Annotated in this window: 19 protein-coding genes; 5 read left to right on the forward strand and 14 right to left on the reverse strand. The window is 61.1% G+C overall.

Annotation, left to right across the window (positions count from 1 at the left end; translation table 11 throughout):
* Positions 1-63: 63 nt before the first annotated feature.
* Complete coding sequence (locus tag V7Z56_RS13680; protein WP_334130070.1) at positions 64-579, reverse strand: DUF3576 domain-containing protein; 516 nt, start codon at positions 577-579, stop codon at positions 64-66.
* A gap of 363 nt (positions 580-942) precedes the next feature.
* Between V7Z56_RS13680 and V7Z56_RS13685 the strand changes: the two genes are divergently transcribed.
* The 4 genes from V7Z56_RS13685 to V7Z56_RS13700 all read left to right on the forward strand — a co-directional run bounded on the left by V7Z56_RS13685 (position 943) and on the right by V7Z56_RS13700 (position 4,677).
* Positions 943-2,091 carry a porin gene (locus tag V7Z56_RS13685; protein ID WP_334130071.1) on the forward strand — a complete coding sequence of 383 codons (1,149 nt, stop codon included), beginning with the start codon at positions 943-945 and terminating at the stop codon, positions 2,089-2,091.
* A 96-nt stretch (positions 2,092-2,187) separates the two neighbouring features.
* Positions 2,188-3,018 (forward strand): sulfotransferase domain-containing protein, encoded by an 831-nt coding sequence (locus V7Z56_RS13690; protein ID WP_334130072.1) that lies wholly within the window; start codon positions 2,188-2,190, stop codon positions 3,016-3,018.
* A gap of 24 nt (positions 3,019-3,042) precedes the next feature.
* The gene (locus V7Z56_RS13695; protein ID WP_334130073.1) at positions 3,043-3,882 is read left to right on the forward strand and encodes a sulfotransferase domain-containing protein; all 840 of its coding nucleotides are present in this window, start codon (positions 3,043-3,045) and stop codon (positions 3,880-3,882) included.
* Positions 3,883-3,984: 102 nt separating this feature from the next.
* Positions 3,985-4,677, forward strand: a complete 693-nt coding sequence (locus V7Z56_RS13700) for a YggS family pyridoxal phosphate-dependent enzyme (RefSeq protein ID WP_334130074.1) — start codon at positions 3,985-3,987, stop codon at positions 4,675-4,677.
* A gap of 27 nt (positions 4,678-4,704) precedes the next feature.
* On the opposite strand, the gene V7Z56_RS13705 is transcribed toward V7Z56_RS13700, so the two are convergent.
* The 3 genes from V7Z56_RS13705 to ribA all read right to left on the reverse strand — a co-directional run bounded on the left by V7Z56_RS13705 (position 4,705) and on the right by ribA (position 7,379).
* Positions 4,705-5,205, reverse strand: coding sequence for a L,D-transpeptidase family protein (locus V7Z56_RS13705; protein ID WP_334130075.1), 501 nt, complete (start codon positions 5,203-5,205; stop codon positions 4,705-4,707).
* A 57-nt stretch (positions 5,206-5,262) separates the two neighbouring features.
* Positions 5,263-6,135 (reverse strand): hypothetical protein, encoded by an 873-nt coding sequence (locus V7Z56_RS13710; RefSeq protein WP_334130076.1) that lies wholly within the window; start codon positions 6,133-6,135, stop codon positions 5,263-5,265.
* Positions 6,136-6,257: 122 nt separating this feature from the next.
* Positions 6,258-7,379, reverse strand: a complete 1,122-nt coding sequence (gene ribA / locus V7Z56_RS13715) for a GTP cyclohydrolase II (RefSeq protein ID WP_334130077.1) — start codon at positions 7,377-7,379, stop codon at positions 6,258-6,260.
* A gap of 278 nt (positions 7,380-7,657) precedes the next feature.
* Between ribA and V7Z56_RS13720 the strand changes: the two genes are divergently transcribed.
* Positions 7,658-8,347 (forward strand): response regulator transcription factor, encoded by a 690-nt coding sequence (locus V7Z56_RS13720; protein ID WP_334130078.1) that lies wholly within the window; start codon positions 7,658-7,660, stop codon positions 8,345-8,347.
* 5 nt (positions 8,348-8,352) lie between these two features.
* Here V7Z56_RS13720 and V7Z56_RS13725 read toward each other — a convergent pair whose 3' ends face one another.
* The 10 genes from V7Z56_RS13725 to sppA all read right to left on the reverse strand — a co-directional run bounded on the left by V7Z56_RS13725 (position 8,353) and on the right by sppA (position 16,809).
* On the reverse strand, positions 8,353-9,654 hold the full coding sequence (locus V7Z56_RS13725; RefSeq protein WP_334130079.1) for a bifunctional folylpolyglutamate synthase/dihydrofolate synthase: 1,302 nt from the start codon (positions 9,652-9,654) through the stop codon (positions 8,353-8,355).
* Positions 9,655-9,667: 13 nt separating this feature from the next.
* Positions 9,668-10,636, reverse strand: a complete 969-nt coding sequence (gene accD / locus V7Z56_RS13730) for an acetyl-CoA carboxylase, carboxyltransferase subunit beta (protein WP_334130080.1) — start codon at positions 10,634-10,636, stop codon at positions 9,668-9,670.
* Between the two features lie 12 nt (positions 10,637-10,648).
* Entirely contained in the window at positions 10,649-11,467 is an 819-nt protein-coding gene (gene trpA, locus V7Z56_RS13735; RefSeq protein WP_334130081.1) for a tryptophan synthase subunit alpha, read from the reverse strand.
* On the reverse strand, positions 11,464-12,675 hold the full coding sequence (gene trpB / locus V7Z56_RS13740) for a tryptophan synthase subunit beta (protein WP_334130082.1): 1,212 nt from the start codon (positions 12,673-12,675) through the stop codon (positions 11,464-11,466). Before trpB ends, trpA begins: the two co-directional genes overlap by 4 nt.
* 21 nt (positions 12,676-12,696) lie before the next feature.
* Positions 12,697-13,353 (reverse strand): phosphoribosylanthranilate isomerase, encoded by a 657-nt coding sequence (locus V7Z56_RS13745; RefSeq protein ID WP_334130083.1) that lies wholly within the window; start codon positions 13,351-13,353, stop codon positions 12,697-12,699.
* Positions 13,354-14,064 (reverse strand): orotidine-5'-phosphate decarboxylase, encoded by a 711-nt coding sequence (gene pyrF, locus V7Z56_RS13750; RefSeq protein ID WP_334130084.1) that lies wholly within the window; start codon positions 14,062-14,064, stop codon positions 13,354-13,356. It lies immediately after the preceding gene.
* A gap of 108 nt (positions 14,065-14,172) precedes the next feature.
* A complete protein-coding gene (locus V7Z56_RS13755) occupies positions 14,173-15,114 on the reverse strand; it encodes an ornithine cyclodeaminase family protein (protein ID WP_334130085.1) in 942 nt (313 codons plus the stop codon).
* A 4-nt stretch (positions 15,115-15,118) separates the two neighbouring features.
* Entirely contained in the window at positions 15,119-15,496 is a 378-nt protein-coding gene (locus V7Z56_RS13760; protein ID WP_334130086.1) for a lipopolysaccharide assembly protein LapA domain-containing protein, read from the reverse strand.
* Between the two features lie 68 nt (positions 15,497-15,564).
* Positions 15,565-15,849 (reverse strand): integration host factor subunit beta, encoded by a 285-nt coding sequence (gene ihfB, locus V7Z56_RS13765; RefSeq protein ID WP_334130087.1) that lies wholly within the window; start codon positions 15,847-15,849, stop codon positions 15,565-15,567.
* A 54-nt stretch (positions 15,850-15,903) separates the two neighbouring features.
* On the reverse strand, positions 15,904-16,809 hold the full coding sequence (gene sppA, locus V7Z56_RS13770) for a signal peptide peptidase SppA (RefSeq protein WP_334130088.1): 906 nt from the start codon (positions 16,807-16,809) through the stop codon (positions 15,904-15,906).
* Between the last annotated feature and the right edge of the window lie 20 nt (positions 16,810-16,829).

Here is a 16,829-nt window from a genome sequence, read left to right on the forward strand (position 1 = left end):
CATACCCTCGCCCCTCCGCCGCCGGGGCGGCCCGGGCAAGGACGGCCTGATGAATTTAAAGAGTTATTCGCCTTCGCGCGCAACCCGAAGTTCGCGCGCCCTGGCAAGAATGGCATTCTCGACGTCGGTTGTCACGCTGGGCGACAGGGTGACGGGAATCCACTGGTTGTTGACATCGAGATTCTGCTTGAAGGCCGTGACGCGCAGGCCATCCGCGCGCAGCCGCCTGTCAAGGATATAGACGGTGACCTTGAAGCGCTCGTTGGGCGAATCGGGCGAGGTGTACCAGTCCGTGATGATCACGCCGCCAAACGGATCGGCAGACGAGAGCGGCATGAACGACAGGGTATCGAGCGAGGCGCGCCACAGATACGCATTGACGCCAAGACCACCGCCGCCGCCCGCATCGTCCTGCAGGGATTTGCTGCTGCCGAACAGGCCGCCTTCGCCGAATATCGTGTCGGTCGGGACGTTGCCGGTCTGATATACTTCGCCGCGCCGTGACGTCGGGAAAGTGGAATCGGTGCCCAGATCAGATTCGCACGCTGCAAGCGTCAGCGCCAGGAGACAGCCTCCCACGGAAGCGAATATCCGATGTCGTGTCATAGTTGAGAAGTCCTTTGTCTTTTTGCCATTGGATAATCCAAATCGGGCGAAATCAAGGTAGGGACTTTATGCCAGCTTTCGCGCCCGAACAACAGTAGAAAATTGCGGAAATCAGGCCTGCCCGGCAGGGCGAAGCCCCGGTTGCCGCCAAGCCAGGGGCATGTTTTGTGGCTTTTTTGGCACAGTCGGGTGAATTTGGCCAAATCGTCAACGTCTTGCGCTTGACCGGGACGGGCATAAGCGCCTTAACTTACCTTCGACTAACAGGCCGTGAGGTCTTGCGTCTGTATTTTAATCTAGTTCTCTGGCTTTCAATTGGAGCAGAGGGGAGACAAAATGAAAAAAGCAATCTTGGGTACAACAGCCCTCGTCGCCGTAGGTGCACTTGCTGCAACGTCGGCTTCCGCGGCTGAAAAAATCAAGCTCGGCCTTGGCGGCTACTTCCAGAGCACCTACTTCTATCAGGATTCCGACGAGCCGGCAGGTACGCCGAGCCGTGCATCCGACCGTGTAACGCATGAAGGCGAAGTCTTCTTCACCGGCGAAACCACGCTCGACAACGGCATCAAGTTCGGTGTCAATATCCAGCTCGAAGCTTACACCACGAGCGACCAGATCGACGAAACCTACATCTATGTTGACGGTTCCTTCGGTCGTATCCTGGTCGGTTCTGAAAACGGTGCAGCATACCTGATGCACTACACCAGCCCGAACCCGACCCCGATGTTCTATGCTGATACCCCGAACATCTATCCGACGGGCCAGGTTATCACCACCCGCCCGAACATGTTCTCCGACGCTGACAAGATCACCTACTTCACGCCGCGCTTCGTCGGCTTCCAGCTCGGTGCATCTTATATTCCGGACGGAACCTCTGAAACCGCCAACGTTGGCAACAGCCAGTATCAGGCACCCAACTATGACAACGGCCTTGATCGCGGCTGGTCCGTAGGTCTTAACTACGTCAACAAGTTTGGCGGCGTTGACCTGGCTGCTTCTGCTGTTTACCAGGAAGCTGACACGACGGTTGTCATCACCCCGGCTGCAGGCTTCGCAATCAACCCGGCTACCGGTGCGATCACCGCAGCAACCCCGGCTGTTACGGGTAGCGGCGAAGACCAGTACGAATATGCCTTCGGTCTCTCCGTTGGCTTCGCTGGCTTCACGGTTGGTGCCGGCTACGGCGTTGACCGCAACATCGGCGGCGTCAAGAACGTTGACTCCGACCAGTGGTCCGCTGGTGTCAAGTACGGCGCAGGCCCGTGGGCAGTTGGCGTTCAGTACGCCTCGCAGACCAACGAAGCTCCGGGTGTTGCCGACTTCGATATGGACACGTGGGTAATCGGTGGTACGTATGACCTCGGCCCGGGCATCACCGCTTTCGGTGGCCTGCAGATCGACGACAACGACCTGGCTGCAAGCACTGCAACCCGCATGGCTGGCAAGACCAATACCTTCTTCATTGGTACGGCTCTCTCCTTCTAATCGAAGGACTGCTATCCGAGAAAGGGCGGGATTTCCCGCCCTTTTTTGTTGCTGCTGCCCGGCCGTTGCGCCGGTAGGATGTAAAGGGATGATTTAATGGGCGGAATAATCTGGCTGGCCTCTTATCCGAAATCGGGAAACACCTGGACGCGCACCTTTATCCACAACCTGCTTCTCAATCCCGAAGGCCCGATCGCGGTCAACAGTATCGATGCCTTTGTTCTGGGCGATATGGGAAAGGCGGGTTTCGCCAAGATCGCCGGCAAGCCTTTTGAGGAGCTCTCCCGCCTCGAGATTGCCAGGCTGCGACCGCAGCTCCATGAGTCCTTCACCAGGGCGCATCCCGATTCTGTCTTCGTCAAGACCCACAGCTGCCTTGGCAGCGCGTTCAATATTCCGTTGATCACAATGGAATATACGGCCGGGGCGATCTATGTTGTCCGCAACCCGCTCGATGTCGTGATTTCGCTCGCCGATCATTTCGGCGTAGGCCTTGATGAGGCCATCGAAATACTCAACGACCCGCGCGCTGTAACGAAAGAGACGGAGGCGCTCTGGGAGTTCGCCCTCGGCTCCTGGTCCGGCCATGTCCGCTCCTGGATGCAGTTCGACAGAAAATACTGTTTCTGGATGCGCTATGAGGACATGCTTGAAAAGCCCGTGCCGACATTCGGCGGTCTTGTCAAGTTTCTCGGCCTCAACCCGCCGGAAGAGCGGCTTTTGAAGGCCATCGATTTCTCCTCCTTCGACGTTGTTCAAAAGCTCGAGGAACAGACCGGCTTCAAGGAAAAGCCCGATACGAACGAACGCTTCTTCCGGGTCGGCAAGTCCGGGCAGTGGAAGGAAGTGCTGAGCGATGCGCAGATTGACCGGATCGTGAAAACCCATCATGACACGATGAAGCTATTTGATTATCTTCCTAAATAATATGGACGATATCGGGAACGACTTATGGGCGGAATAATCTGGCTGGCCTCCTATCCGAAATCAGGAAACACCTGGGTTCGCACATTCCTGCATAATCTGCTGCTGAACGCGGACCGCCCCGCGGATCTCAACGAGCTTTCCAGATTTACCATCGGCGATGGCAACAAGGGCTGGTATGAGCAGGTGACGGGAAAGCCGTTCGACAGCTTTACGCCGGAGGAAATCGCCGCGCTGATCCCGAAAGTGCACCGCGCCTATGCGATGTCGCGGCGCGACTCCGTCTTCGTCAAAACCCATAACATGTTCGGCAAAATCCATGGCGTGCCGCTGATCACGCCCGAATATACGGCGGGCGCGGTTTATATCCTTCGCAATCCGCTCGATGTGGTGATCTCGCTGTCCGATCACTACGGCATGGATATCGATCAGGGCGTTGAGATGATCACCAACCCGGACGCGTTCAGCGCCGAGACGGACCGCAAGCTTGCCGATTATCTCGGATGCTGGTCGACACATGTGACGTCATGGATGACCATGGAGAAATCGCGCCTGCATCTCATGCGCTATGAGGATATGCTCTTCAAGCCGGAGCCGACCTTTGGCGCCCTTGCGAAATTTCTCGGACTGAAGCCGCCGAAAGACCGGCTGCGCCGGGCGATCAAATTTTCGTCCTTCAAGGAATCACAGAAGCAGGAGCAGGAGAAGGGCTTCGTCGAGCAGTCGGACAGGGCCGAGAAATTTTTCCGCGTCGGCAAGGCCGGGCAATGGAAAACCGTCCTGACAGAGGCGCAGATCGCCGCAATCGTGGCCGCCCATCGCGACCTGATGGAGAAATTCAAATATATGCCGCCGGGTTATAAATAGGGCATCTGTCGAAATACGCCCGTAAAGACGGCATAAATGCCCAAAATGACGCGTTAAATAGCAAAAAATGCAGAAAAACATGGTTAATAGAAAGAGGCAGGCATGACGGAGGACGCCGCTGCAACGCGCGCGGAGATCGCGGAGAATTTCGCAGCTATTCGACGGCGGATGAACGCGGCTGCGAACAAATGGGACCGCGACGCGAAAGATATCGACCTGATCGCGGTCAGCAAGCGCCAGCCCGAGACGCTCATTGAAGCGGCGCTTTTAAACGGCCATCGCCAGTTTGCCGAGAACCGCGTACAGGATGCGGCGGCGATATGGCCTGCCTTTCGCGCCCGATTTCCGGATGTCGAGCTTCGTCTCATTGGCCCGCTACAGACAAATAAAGCAAAGGAGGCCGTTCGGCTCTTCGATATTATTGAGACGGTCGACCGCCCGAAACTTGCGGGCGTCCTGACCCGGGAGATGAAGGCGGCGAACCGGTCGCTGCCCGTCTATATTCAGGTGAACACCGGTGAGGAGCCACAGAAAGCCGGCATCGCGCCAAAGGATGCCGATGCGTTCATCCGGGAATGCCGCGAGACGCACGGGCTCAATGTCGTCGGGCTGATGTGCATTCCGCCCGCCGAGGAGCAGCCGGCGCCGCATTTCGCCCTGCTTGCGCGGATTGCGGCGCGCAACGGCCTCTCCCGTCTCAGCATGGGGATGAGCGGTGATTTTGAAACCGCCATCCAGTTCGGGGCAACGTCGGTGCGCGTTGGAACCGCCCTGTTTGGACGGCGCGACGACTGATTTCGCCGGCGCGGGCACCCGCGGGCTTTAAGGCGCGTGAATGCGAATGGCGCAGCCCGCCTCCAACGCGCCAAGAAGCGTGAGCAGATCCTCTTTCCTCAGCGCGACGCAGCCTTCCGTCGGGCCGTAACCCTCGCGCGCGACATGCATGAAAATGCAGCTTCCCGCGCCTTTGACGGGCGGTTCATCGTTATGGCCAAGAACAATGATGAGATCGTAAAGATCATCCTCCCGCCACAGCGTCTCGTGCCGCACATCGGCGGGCAGGCGGATATGGCGGTTGTATAAGTCGCTCGACGGATCATCGCACCAGCCGTCATGGGGCGCAATTTCCTGAACGGGAAGCCGGGTCTGGGGCGGGTTGAGTTTGTCGGCGCGATAGAAAAGACGGCGGAGTGCAAAGCGGCCGGCCGGCGTTGCGCCGTCGCCCTCGCGCTTGTCCCGGCGCACCCCGCCCTTTCCGAGCGCACAATCAAATTGCAGGGCGCCGTAGCGCAGGATGCCGCGCGTCCCCTCGGTTGCTGTCACTTCGATATCCATGGCGAGAGCTTAGTCGGGGCGGCGCAAATTGTCATGCCCCGTTTGTCAGCGACTGATGCCCGTGCGCGCGGGCGCGCTCCGCTGCATGGCGTCCGTCCGCTGCTGATAGGCCGCGCTTCCAACGCCGGCGCTCACCGGCGCGGCATCGCTTGCGCCGGCCTGGGCCCGGAAACTCTGGAAGAGAAGATGAAGCTGCTCTTCCGTCAGCTCCTGCGCGCTCGCCTGCGTTACCTGTTGCAGGATCGGCGGGGCCTCGCCCTTCCACTCAAGCCCGCTCGCAACGGCGCGCCGGGCCGCGTCCTGCGCTGACGCCTCCGCGGCAGTCGCTGCGGCATTCTCGGCCCGCTCGGGCAACTTCAGCGCGGCGGGGCTGATAAAGGGCGCGACAAAGGGCTGGCCCGCCCCGTCACCGAAAGAGGTTGCCGGCAAAATCGCGCCGGTTGGCGCCACGGCGCCCTCCATGGCGACATTCGCTGCGCTCGCCGCATCCGCCGGGGTTTCAGCGATCATAACGGCGGCGTCGGGCGCGGTTTCCGTGGCATCGTCTGAAAAAAGGGCAACCATATGCTCCCCGACATCGCGGCCGGTCGCATCCTCGACTGCGGAATTGATGAGGGAGGCGACAAAGCCGATGGGACCGCCGAAAAGGGCGCCGCCAATCATCCGCGACCCCGGGCTTATCTCATCGCCCGTCAGTTCGCGGTAAAATGTCGAAAGACCCGGGATATGCTGCAGCGGATTGAGGATATCGAGAAAGTCGTCAAAGCCGAACCCGTCCTCGCCAAAGCCGCTATCGGCTGCAGTCTCTTCGCCCGCCGTGCCCATCTTGTCCTTCGGAACATAGCGGTCAATGGGATCCCCCATCAGCGCCCGGCCGAGATAAGCATAAGGGTCATGCGTTATGGTGTTGCTGAACATATCGGTCTCCTCGATATGCTTGAAGCAAGGAGCGTGCCAGCAAATAGGCCGCAAGAGCGGCGAAAGGGCGGCAGATGGCCAGGAAAGGCGGCAAAATCTGCCGACGCGTGCCGTCTCAACTGTTACAAATAATGCCCACTGCGCTTCTTCTTGGTCAGCAGGTAAAGCTCATTGTGGGTGTTGGAGGGGAATTTATGCGCGACGCGCTCCGTCACCTCGATGCCGCGCCGGGTAAGCCCCGCGACCTTCTCGGGATTATTGGTGAGAAGGCGGATGCGGCGGATCCCGAGCTGCTTCAGCATCTCCGCCGCCGGATGGAATATCCGCTCATCGGCGTCAAACCCAAGCCGCTCGTTGGCGTCGATGGTATCGAAGCCCTGCTCCTGCAGCTTGTAGGCGCGAAGCTTGTTGATCAGCCCGATGCCGCGCCCTTCCTGCGCGAGATAAAGAAGGACGCCGCCGCCCGCCTCGTCGATCGCCTTGAGCGCACCGCGAAGCTGCTCCCCGCAGTCGCATTTCAGCGAGCCGATCAGATCACCGGTAAAGCATTCCGAATGCAGCCGCGCGAGGACGGGCGCGCGCCGGTCCGGGTCGCCAACGACGATGGCAAGATGCTCGATGCCGCCGTCTTCGGGGCGAAAGGCGTGAATGGTTGTATTCTCCGCCGCCTGAAGCGGCACTTTCGCCGCGGCAACCTTCTTCAGGCGGAGCGCCGCCGTCTCCTCGAACAGCAGAATATCCGCAACGTCGAGCCGGACAAGATCTTCCGCTTCGGCAAGCGCCCCGGCCTTCTCCGGCGACAGCGGCGCGGCCAGCACCGAGGGCAATAGCCGGCCGAGCTTCGCGAGCTTGATGGCGGCGGAAAAGCTCGGCGGCAGGGCGCCCTTGAGGCGCGTGAACGGACCGCGGAGCGGCTGGTCAAGATCATAGACCGCATCCGCAAGGGCGCGCATCATCGGCGCATCCATCCATGTGTCGATGCGGATGCGAATGGCGTCATCTCCCGTCGGCTGGATGTGAAGGACATTCGCCCGGTGTGCGGTGAGAACGAGGACTGGCTCCTCGCCGCTGCGTTCGGCAAGGGTTGCAAGCTCCGGATCATAGGCCATTTCGGTCGCAAGAACGAGCGCCGCTTCACCGTCGCCGCAGATGATGACGCTGAGCCCGCGGCGCAGATCGGCGATGGCGCGATCCACCGCGCGCAGGCGGCCAAGCTCGTTCTTGTCTTTATTATTCCTGGTCATTTCTGCTGAACCCGGTCGCAATAAATGAGTGTGCAAGAGTATTAGCAGGCGAGGGCGTCCTGCCGCAAATGTTAAGTTATAACAATTGCGGTTGCAGCGGGCCTTTTCCGGCCTATGCTGGAGGGGCGGCGCGGCGACAATTGCCGAGAATGATCACGCAATGGTGAGAAAGCGGCGCTCCGGCGCGTTCTTGCCCTTGAATATTGCGCTATGCTACCAATTTTTCACAACATACGGATGAAACAGGTCTTTGATTTCTTGAACCGGAAAGGACGCCAATGACGGGGCCCAAAAAAATTCTTCTGGTCGATGACGATGTCGCTCTCAGGGAAACGTTGTCCGAGCAGCTTGATCTTCACGAAGAATTCGAGGTGAAGCAGGCCGGCACCGCCGCCGAAGCGATGGCGACGCTGAAGGAGAGCCACTTTGACCTTGTCCTTCTCGATGTCGGCTTGCCGGACATGGACGGGCGCGAGGCCTGCAAGCTGATCCGCAAAGGCGGCAACCGGACGCCGATCATCATGCTGACCGCGCAGGACAGCGATGCCGATCAGATCGTCGGGCTGGAAGCGGGGGCCAATGATTATGTGGCGAAGCCTTTTCGCATCGGCGTCCTACTTGCGCGCGTCCGCACCCAGCTGCGCCAGCATGAGCAGAGCGAGGACGCGGTATTCCGGATCGGTCCCTACAAATTCCGCCCCGCCGCCAAACTGATGCTGCACAAGGATACGGGCCAGAAGGTGCGCCTGACGGAAAAGGAAACCTCGATCCTGAAATATCTTTACCGCGCCGGGAACAAGGTGGTGACGCGCGATATCCTGCTCAATGAAGTCTGGGGGTATAACGCCGGCGTCACGACGCATACGCTTGAGACGCATATCTATCGCCTTCGCCAGAAGATCGAGGAGGAGCCGTCCGCGGCAACGATCCTGATTACAGAGCCGGGCGGCTATCGGCTGGCGCCGTAGCGGCGTTATCTGTTGTCGCGAAGCACCTGGCCGGCGAGATAAAGGCTGCCCGTGATGAGGAGGCGGCAGGGACCGCGCCGGAGATCCGCCTGCAAATCGTCGATCGCGGCCATAAGGGAGGCGGCGGGGTGCGCATCAATCCCGCCTTTTTGCGCATATCCGGCAAGCTCGTCCGCGGGCGTCGCCGCGGCCTCGCCCGGAATGGTGATGCAGCATCCTTTTTCTATTACCGGCGCGAGATGGCGGAAAAAGGACGTCTGGTCCTTCGTTTTCAGCATTCCTGACACCATAAAGGTGGGTTTCGGCGTCGCCTCGTTCCAGGCGGTGAAGCTTGCCGCGATCTCGCGCGCGGCGGCCGGATTATGCCCGCCGTCCAGCCAGATCTCAACGTCGCCCGGCAGCGCCGCGGCGATCGGCCCGTGCGTCAGCCGCTGCATCCGGCCCGGCCACTCAACCCGGCGGAGGCCTTCGCGGCGGGCGGCGGCATCGACCGTGAAAGCCGGCAGCCTCTCAAGGCAGGCGATCGCCGTCGCCGCGTTTGCGACCTGATGCGTGCCATGGAGCGCCGGAAAAGGCAGCCTTTCCGCCCCCTCCGCGCCCCGATATTCCCAGTCCGTGGCCGCGGCTTCGGCAAACCAGTCCTCACCATATATATAAGTTGGCGCCTTCAGCGTTGCCGCCGTCCGTTTTAATACATCAAGGGCGATCGGTTCCTGCGGGCCGATCACGATCGGCCGTTCCGCCTTGATGATGCCGGCCTTTTCGCCGGCGATCGCCGCGAGATCGGTGCCGAGAAAATCCGCGTGATCGTGAGAGATCGGCGTAATTGCCGTAAGCGCAGGGCGCGCCACCACATTGGTGGCGTCAAAGCGCCCGCCAAGCCCGGTCTCCAGCAGAAGAATGTCGGCTTTTGTCTCGGCGAAGGCCTTGAACGCCGCAATCGTCGTAATCTCGAAATAGGTGATGGGCGTGTTGCCATTCGCCCTCTCGCAGTCCCCGAGCACGGCGGCGATATGCGCCTCGTCGATAATTTCGCCGGCAAGCCGGATCCGCTCATTGAAGCGGACGAGATGCGGCGAGGTGTAGGCATGGACGCGGTAGCCGGCGGCCTCCAGCATCGCGCGAAGATAGGCGAGAAGCGATCCCTTGCCGTTGGTGCCCGCGACATGGACAACGGGCGGCAGGCGCCGTTCGGGATGACCGAGCTTTTCCAGCAGCGGCATCATACGATCCAGCGTCAGGTCGATGATCTTCGGATGAAGCGACATCATTCGGGCAAGAATGCGGTCGCTTTCCTGGGCGTTCATAGCGAAATGCCGGCTATTTGACGGGTTTGACAGCGGGGGGTGTTGCGCCGCCATCCGTGCTCTCTCCACCTTCCGCGGCCCGCGCGGCGGCGTTCTTTTTCCCGTTGCTTTTGCTCGTCGCGGGCGGAAGCTTCAGCTTGCTCGCAAGCAGATCGATGATCCGGCCAAGCGTGTCGCGAAGCTCGCGGCGGTGGACAACCATATCCAGCATGCCGTGATCGAGCAGGAATTCCGACCGCTGGAACCCCTCGGGCAGCGTCTCGCGGATGGTTTCCTCGATCACGCGCGGCCCGGCGAAGCAGATCAGCGCGCCGGGCTCGGCAATCTGGATATCGCCAAGCATCGCGTAAGACGCCGTGACGCCGCCGGTAGTGGGATCGGTGAGGACGACGATAAAGGGCAGGCGATGCTCTTTCAGGCGCTGCACGGCAACCGTTGTGCGCGGCATCTGCATGAGCGAGAGAATACCTTCCTGCATGCGCGCGCCGCCGGCCGCGGAGAAGAGGATCAGCGGCGCCTTCTGCAAAATCGCAAGTTTGGAGGCGGCAACGATCGCCTCGCCGACCGCGAGACCGAGCGATCCGCCCATGAAATCGAAATTCTGCACGGCGATGACGGCGGGATTGCCCTTGAGGCGGCCGTGCGCGACCTTCATTGCATCCTTGTCGCCGGTTTTGCTGCGCGCATCCTTCAGCCGATCCGTATAGCGTTTGGAATCGCGGAATTTGAGCGGGTCAAGCGGCACATCCGGCAGTTCGATCAGGTCGTATTTCGCGTCGTCGAATAGCGCATCGAAGCGATCCTTGGGGGAGACGCGCATATGATAGTCGCAGTGCGTGCAGACATTCTGGTTGGCCTGCAGGTCGCTGTGGAAAATCATCTGGCCGCAATCGGGGCATTTAACCCAGAGATTGTCCGGTACTTCCTGTCGTGTCGTCAGCTGCCGGAATTTCGGCAGGACCTTGTTCGTCAACCAGTTCATAATCGCGTCCTGTTACGTCTTTTTCACACTCCGGATGCCCGCGGAAATCTCCTGCGCCAGAGCAAGCACCCGTTTTACCGCATCTTTACCATCGCTGCCAAGGGCGACCTGTTCGACCAGCGCCGTACCGACCACCGCGCCGTCGGCGATCTTCGCAATCTCCGCCGCCTGCGCGCCCGTCCGGATCCCGAAACCGACGCAGATGGGCAGATCGGTCTTCTGGCGGATACGCATTACGGACCGGGCAACGTCGGCGGGCTCCGGCGCGGCGGCGCCGGTCGTGCCCGCGATTGAAACATAATAGAGAAAGCCCGACGAGTTGGCGAGAACGGCGGGGAGGCGCTTATCATCCGTCGTCGGCGTCGCGAGGCGGATGAAGTTGAGCCCGGCCGCGCGCGCCGGCAGGCAAAGCTCGGCATCCTCCTCGGAGGGGAGGTCGACGACAATCATGCCATCAACGCCGGCCGCGCGCGCATCGACAAGAAAGCGGTCCACGCCGTAGGAATAGATCAGATTGTAATAGCCCATCAGGACAATCGGTGTCACATCGTCGCCTTTGCGAAATTCCGCGACGAGATCGAGGGTTTTGCGCAGCGTCGTCCCGGCGGCAAGGGCGCGAAGCCCGGCCTTCTGAATAGCCACGCCGTCCGCCATCGGATCGGTGAAGGGAAGGCCAAGCTCGATAATATCGGCGCCCGCGGCGGGCAGGCCTTTGACAATCTCAAACGCGCTTTCAAGGTCGGGATCGCCGGCCATGATATAGGTGACAAACGCGGCGCGCCCCTCGGCCTTCAATGCGCGAAAGCGACGATCGATACGGGTTTCGCTCACAACTCAACTCCCAAAGCCTTGGCAACGGTGAAGATATCCTTATCGCCGCGCCCCGACAGATTGACGACGATGATGTGGTCTTTCGGCCGGTTCGGCGCGATTTCGGCAAGATGCGCGAGCGCATGCGAGGATTCAAGCGCCGGGATGATCCCTTCCAGCCGGCAGCAGAGCTTGAACGCGTCGAGCGCCTGCTGGTCCGTGGCGTTGACATATTTCACCCGCCCGACATCATGCAGCCAGGAATGCTCCGGCCCGATACCGGGATAGTCGAGCCCGGCGGAAATAGAGTGCGCTTCCAGGATCTGCCCGTTGTCATCCTGCAAAAGATAGGTGCGGTTGCCATGCAGCACGCCGGGGCGCCCGCCCTTCAGCGAGGCGGCGTGTTTTCCCGTCTCGATGCCGAGGCCCGCAGCCTCCACACCGACAATCTCGATATTCTCCTCATCGAGGAAGGGATGGAAGAGGCCCATCGCGTTCGATCCGCCGCCGATGCAGGCAAGCAGCGTGTCCGGCAGGCGGCCTTCGGCCTCCATGATCTGGCGGCGGGTTTCCTCGCCAATGACGCATTGGAAATCGCGGACAAGCTGCGGGTAGGGATGCGGGCCTGCGACCGTGCCGATGATGTAGAAGGTATCGGCGACATTGGTGACCCAGTCGCGAAGCGCGTCGTTCATCGCATCTTTCAGCGTCCGCGCGCCGGATTTAACCGGCACCACCTCGGCGCCGAGGAGCTTCATGCGAAAGACGTTGGGCTTCTGCCGCTCGATATCCGTCTCGCCCATATAGATCGCGCATTTGAGGCCAAAGCGCGCGGCGACGGTGGCGGTCGCGACGCCATGCTGCCCGGCGCCCGTCTCGGCGATAATGCGGGTTTTGCCCATGCGGCGGGCGAGCAGGATCTGCCCCATGCAGTTGTTGATCTTGTGCGCGCCGGTATGATTGAGATCCTCGCGCTTCAGATAGATTTTCGCGCCGCCATAATGCTCGGTCAGCCGCTCGGCGAAATAAAGCGGCGATTCGCGCCCGACGAAATGTTTCAGCAAGCCGGAAAGTTCACGGGCGAATTCCGGATCCTTCTTCGATTCCTCATAGGCGGCATCAAGCTCAAGGATCAGCGGCATCAGCGTCTCGGCGACGAACCGCCCGCCAAAAATACCGAAATGACCGGTTTCATCCGGGCCGGTACGATAGCTGTTCAAGGTCGACATGTCCGTTTATGCCTCACGCTTCTACTTTGTTTCAATTGCCGCGACGGCCTTCAGGAAAGCCTCGATCGCGGCGGGGTTTTTCCGCCCCGGCGCAAATTCGACGCCGGACGAGGTATCGACAATGCGCGTCCCCGAAATTCGCACCGCCTCGGCAACATTCCCGGCATCGAGACCGCCCGCCAGCATCCAGGGCGTTGCAATCCTTATCCCCGCCAGCAACTGCCAGTCAAAGGCGAGGCCGTTGCCGCCCGGCAGGGCGTCGGCCTTGTTTTTAGGCTCTTTTGCATCGAACAGCAACATGTCCGCGACATTCTCGTAGCGGGCAATTTCGTCAAGCGAGGCGAGGCTGTCAATCTTTATGGCTTTAAGGACCGGAAGGCCGAATTTCGCCTTGATCTCGCGCACGCGCTCGGGGCTCTCGGTCCCGTGAAGCTGAATATAGTCGAGCGAAAGCTTCTCCAGCACGGCGGCAATGAGCGCATCCTCGGGATCGACAAAGAGGCCGACTTTCTGAACACCGCCCGTGACGCCTCCGGCAAGCGCGGCGGCTTCATCGGGGCTCACATTTCGGGGCGAGGGCGGGTAGAAGACGAAACCCACGAACGCGGCGCCATGACGCACGGCCGCGGCCACCGCGACAGGATCATTGAGACCGCAAATTTTGGCGCGAACAGTCATTCAGGCGGCTATGTCCCCGATGATGGCGCGTGCGGCCTCGGCCGGGTCGGGCGCGGCGGTAATCGGTCGACCGACCACGAGGAAGCTTGCGCCGTCGCGGATCGCTTCAACCGGCGTTTTGGTCCGCTTCTGATCGCCTGCGGCGGATCCTGCGGGACGGATGCCGGGGACGACCAGCTTGAAATCAGGTCCGCACGCCTGGCGGAGCGCCTTGATTTCCTGCGGGCTGCAAATCACCCCGTCAGCGCCGTTCGCTTGCGCGAGCGTTGCAAGGCGAAGCACCTGGTCGGCGACCCTGCCCGCGACGCCGGTTGCGGCGAGATCGGCCTCATCAAGGCTGGTGAGGACCGTTACGGCGAGGATCAGCGGGCGCGCCTCGCCAAACTCGGCCGCGGCATCGGCGGCGGCGCGGATCATGGCGGGTCCGCCGCTCGCATGAATGGTCAGCATATTGGGCGCCATAGTCTTTGCCGCCGCGCGCACCCCGCCGGCGACGGTGTTCGGAATATCGTGGAACTTGAGATCGAGAAAGAGCGGCGTCTCGGCGCCGGCGATGGCGAGAACCCCCGCCGGGCCGTGCGCGGTGAAAAACTCCTTGCCGAGCTTCAACCCGCCGCAGATGGCCGCAAGGCTCCGCCCGAGCGCTGTCGCAGCGGTCAGATCAAGGGTATCAATAGCGGTAAAAACGGCGTTTTTCGGCGACTGTCTCATGTCCGGACTTTCTTGACCCAGGATATAGGCGAAATCTGCGGCGATAATAGAGGCTTTTGCCAAAATGAAAAGCGATAGCGGCGGGTTTTTCCCCGATTTTTGCCTTTGTCAGGCCCTGTTCGCCTCGAAAGCGAGGATGGCCGCCGCGAGATCCTCGAGCGCCGCGCCCGTGGATTTGAAAAGCGTAATCTCATCCTCGGATGTGCGGCCGGGATGCGTCCCGCGGCAAAGATCATAAAGATCGGCGCGAATATCGCTCTCATCGATCAGGCCGGCCTTCAGCGGCTGGATGATATCGCCCGCTTCGTTAAGGCCGCCGGTCCGCGTATCAACAAAAAGGCTGGCGCGCAGCACCGCCTGATCGTCGCTCTCGCGCATGGCAGGGGTGAAGGCGCCGACGAGATCGAGATGGGCGCCGGGTTTCAGCCAGTCCCCCCGGATAAGCGGCGCGGAGGAGAGCGTCGCGGTGCTGATGATGTCCGCTTCGCCCGCCGCTGCCTCGATGTCGAGGGCGGCGCGAACGGGGAGGCCTTCGGCTTTGAGCGTGGCGGCAAGCCGCTCCGCCTTCTCTGCGTTGTGGTTCCAGATGGCGATGTCGGTGAGCCGCCGTCCCGTCGCATGGGCGCGGATCAGGCAGGGCGCCATGGCGCCCGCCCCGACCATCAGCATTTTTTCGGCCGATTTCCGGGCGAGATAGGTGGCGGCGAGGGCGGAGGCCGCCGCGGTCCGCCGGCTTGTCAGTTCCTCCGCCGCCATCAGGGCAAGCGGCGTTCCGCTGTCCCGATCAAAAAGGAGATAGACGCTCTGGATGGAGGGCAGTCCCTTCGCGCTATTTTCCGGCATCACGGTCAGGGTCTTGAGGCCGAGATAGCCATCCGCCTGCCACGCCGGCATCAGCAGCAACATGCCGCTTTGGCTGTTGTCAGGATCGAGCGCGTGATGGTGACGGAGCGGCTGGTTGCAGCCTTCGGTGAACATTTTCCGCAGCGCAGCCATGAGCGCGGGATAGGCAAGGGCAGCCGCGACGTCGGCATTTTCAATAATCCGCATCGCGCTACCCGGTATGGGCATGATGTTCAAGCTGCCGCTCCGTCGGCGCGGCGGCGGCGGGCCCTGCGGTCATCATGGCGCTTTTCGCGCGCTCCTCCTCAAGCTCGCGCATGAGGGCGCTCTCGCGCGATTTCAGCGCCGCCACGTCGCGGCGCAGCGCCCGGCTTTCCATCGCCGCCGAGGTCTTGCGCAGCCACACCGACAGCGCCCCGATGACAAGGCCGAGAAAGCCGGCGGCGAGAAGCAGGATATAAAGCGGCAGATCGAACAGGAAGGGAAGCGGATCAAGGGAGAAGGTGACAATCTCCCGATTCGCAACGCTGAGCATTGCGATGACCAGGGCGACAATCAGGAATATGATCCAGGAGATAAATTTTACCATGTTCGCCTTCCGGTTCGGACGCCTGCTGTCACCAGACTTACCAGATCAAACGGAGCCGGTAAAGGCGATCAGCTATCGCTGTTGAGCCGGTCCCGGAGTTCCTTGCCGCATTTGAAATAGGGCACAAACTTCTTCTCGACCTGCACGGCTTCGCCGGTGCGGGGATTGCGCCCAACGCGAGAGGCGCGCTCTTTCGTGGAAAAGGCCCCGAAGCCGCGCAGCTCGACCCGATCGCCGCGCGCCAGGGCATCTGAAATCTCGTCAAAAATCGTCGTTACGATTCGCTCCACGTCCCGCTGATACAGATGGGGATTGTTTTCAGCGATGACGGCTATGAGCTCGGATTTTATCATATGACTCTCCCCCGTTCAGTATTGCCGATGCCATTGTCCGGAATTTTCTGACGTTCATTCAGGTTGCCAAAGGGAAAGCAGTCCGTCAAGTGTAAGCCTTTCTGACAAAACACTTTTCCCCATCATCTGGCTGAAAAGCCGGGCAATCAGGGGTTTCGGTTCACTATAATCAATGCTCCGGACCGGCAGACCCTGTGCGATACCGCGCTCCGATTCCAGCCAGCCTCGCGCCTCCTCCAGTCCGCCGATCTCGTCGACAAGCCCGTTTTCCACCGCGATCAGCCCGATCATGACCCGTCCGTCGGCGAGCTGGCGGGCGTCGGCCTCGGCAATCGGGCGGCGATCCGTGACAAGGGCGAGGAACCAGTCATAGGTCGCGCTCACCATGCTCTGGAGATTTTCGCGCGCCGCCGCGGAGAGCGGCTTGAAGGGGGAGGGTTCGCCTTTCAGCTCGCCCGAGGTGATAGCGGTCGCGGAGACGCCGACCTTCTTCATCAGCTCCGAGACCTCGGTCAACTGGACCATCACGCCGATGGAGCCGACGATGGAGGATTCGCCCGCAAAAATGCGCTCCCCCGCGAGCGCCGCCAGATAGCCGCCGGATGCGCCGACCGTGCCGATGACGGTGACGACCGGCTTCGCCTCGCTGACCCGCCGCAGGGATTTATAGAGAATTTCGCTGCCGTAAGTCGAGCCGCCCGGGCTGTTGATATAGACGATCAGCGCCTTGGCAGAAGGGTCATGCTCGATATGGTCAATGGCTTCCTGTCGCCGGTCGTCCTCCACGATGATCTCGGTGATATCGAGGCGGGCGATGTGATCGCCGGGCGTCGCGGACTGCCAGTCAACGAAGAGCCAGAGCCCCAATCCGATAACGAGCAGGAGGGTGACAACGCGCCAAAAATTCAGGCGCCGCTTGAGGCGGCGCCTGTCAGGATCATGACGGCTATCGACCGGCATTTTCGGTCCTTTCGGGAAAA

This window comes from Sneathiella sp. (genome assembly GCF_036844445.1).
Taxonomy (GTDB): Bacteria; Pseudomonadota; Alphaproteobacteria; order Sneathiellales; family Sneathiellaceae; genus Sneathiella.

Coding starts and splice junctions, on each gene's coding strand:
- V7Z56_RS13685 (WP_334130071.1), top strand. CDS start 943: ATGAAAAAAGCAATCTTGGGTACAACAGCCCTCGTCGCCGTAGGTGCA.
- V7Z56_RS13690 (WP_334130072.1), top strand. CDS start 2,188: ATGGGCGGAATAATCTGGCTGGCCTCTTATCCGAAATCGGGAAACACC.
- V7Z56_RS13695 (WP_334130073.1), top strand. CDS start 3,043: ATGGGCGGAATAATCTGGCTGGCCTCCTATCCGAAATCAGGAAACACC.
- V7Z56_RS13700 (WP_334130074.1), top strand. CDS start 3,985: ATGACGGAGGACGCCGCTGCAACGCGCGCGGAGATCGCGGAGAATTTC.
- V7Z56_RS13710 (WP_334130076.1), bottom strand. CDS start 6,135: ATGTTCAGCAACACCATAACGCATGACCCTTATGCTTATCTCGGCCGG.
- ribA (WP_334130077.1), bottom strand. CDS start 7,379: ATGACCAGGAATAATAAAGACAAGAACGAGCTTGGCCGCCTGCGCGCG.
- V7Z56_RS13720 (WP_334130078.1), top strand. CDS start 7,658: ATGACGGGGCCCAAAAAAATTCTTCTGGTCGATGACGATGTCGCTCTC.
- V7Z56_RS13725 (WP_334130079.1), bottom strand. CDS start 9,654: ATGAACGCCCAGGAAAGCGACCGCATTCTTGCCCGAATGATGTCGCTT.
- accD (WP_334130080.1), bottom strand. CDS start 10,636: ATGAACTGGTTGACGAACAAGGTCCTGCCGAAATTCCGGCAGCTGACG.
- trpB (WP_334130082.1), bottom strand. CDS start 12,675: ATGTCGACCTTGAACAGCTATCGTACCGGCCCGGATGAAACCGGTCAT.
- V7Z56_RS13745 (WP_334130083.1), bottom strand. CDS start 13,353: ATGACTGTTCGCGCCAAAATTTGCGGTCTCAATGATCCTGTCGCGGTG.
- pyrF (WP_334130084.1), bottom strand. CDS start 14,064: ATGAGACAGTCGCCGAAAAACGCCGTTTTTACCGCTATTGATACCCTT.
- V7Z56_RS13755 (WP_334130085.1), bottom strand. CDS start 15,114: ATGCGGATTATTGAAAATGCCGACGTCGCGGCTGCCCTTGCCTATCCC.
- V7Z56_RS13760 (WP_334130086.1), bottom strand. CDS start 15,496: ATGGTAAAATTTATCTCCTGGATCATATTCCTGATTGTCGCCCTGGTC.
- ihfB (WP_334130087.1), bottom strand. CDS start 15,849: ATGATAAAATCCGAGCTCATAGCCGTCATCGCTGAAAACAATCCCCAT.
- sppA (WP_334130088.1), bottom strand. CDS start 16,809: ATGCCGGTCGATAGCCGTCATGATCCTGACAGGCGCCGCCTCAAGCGG.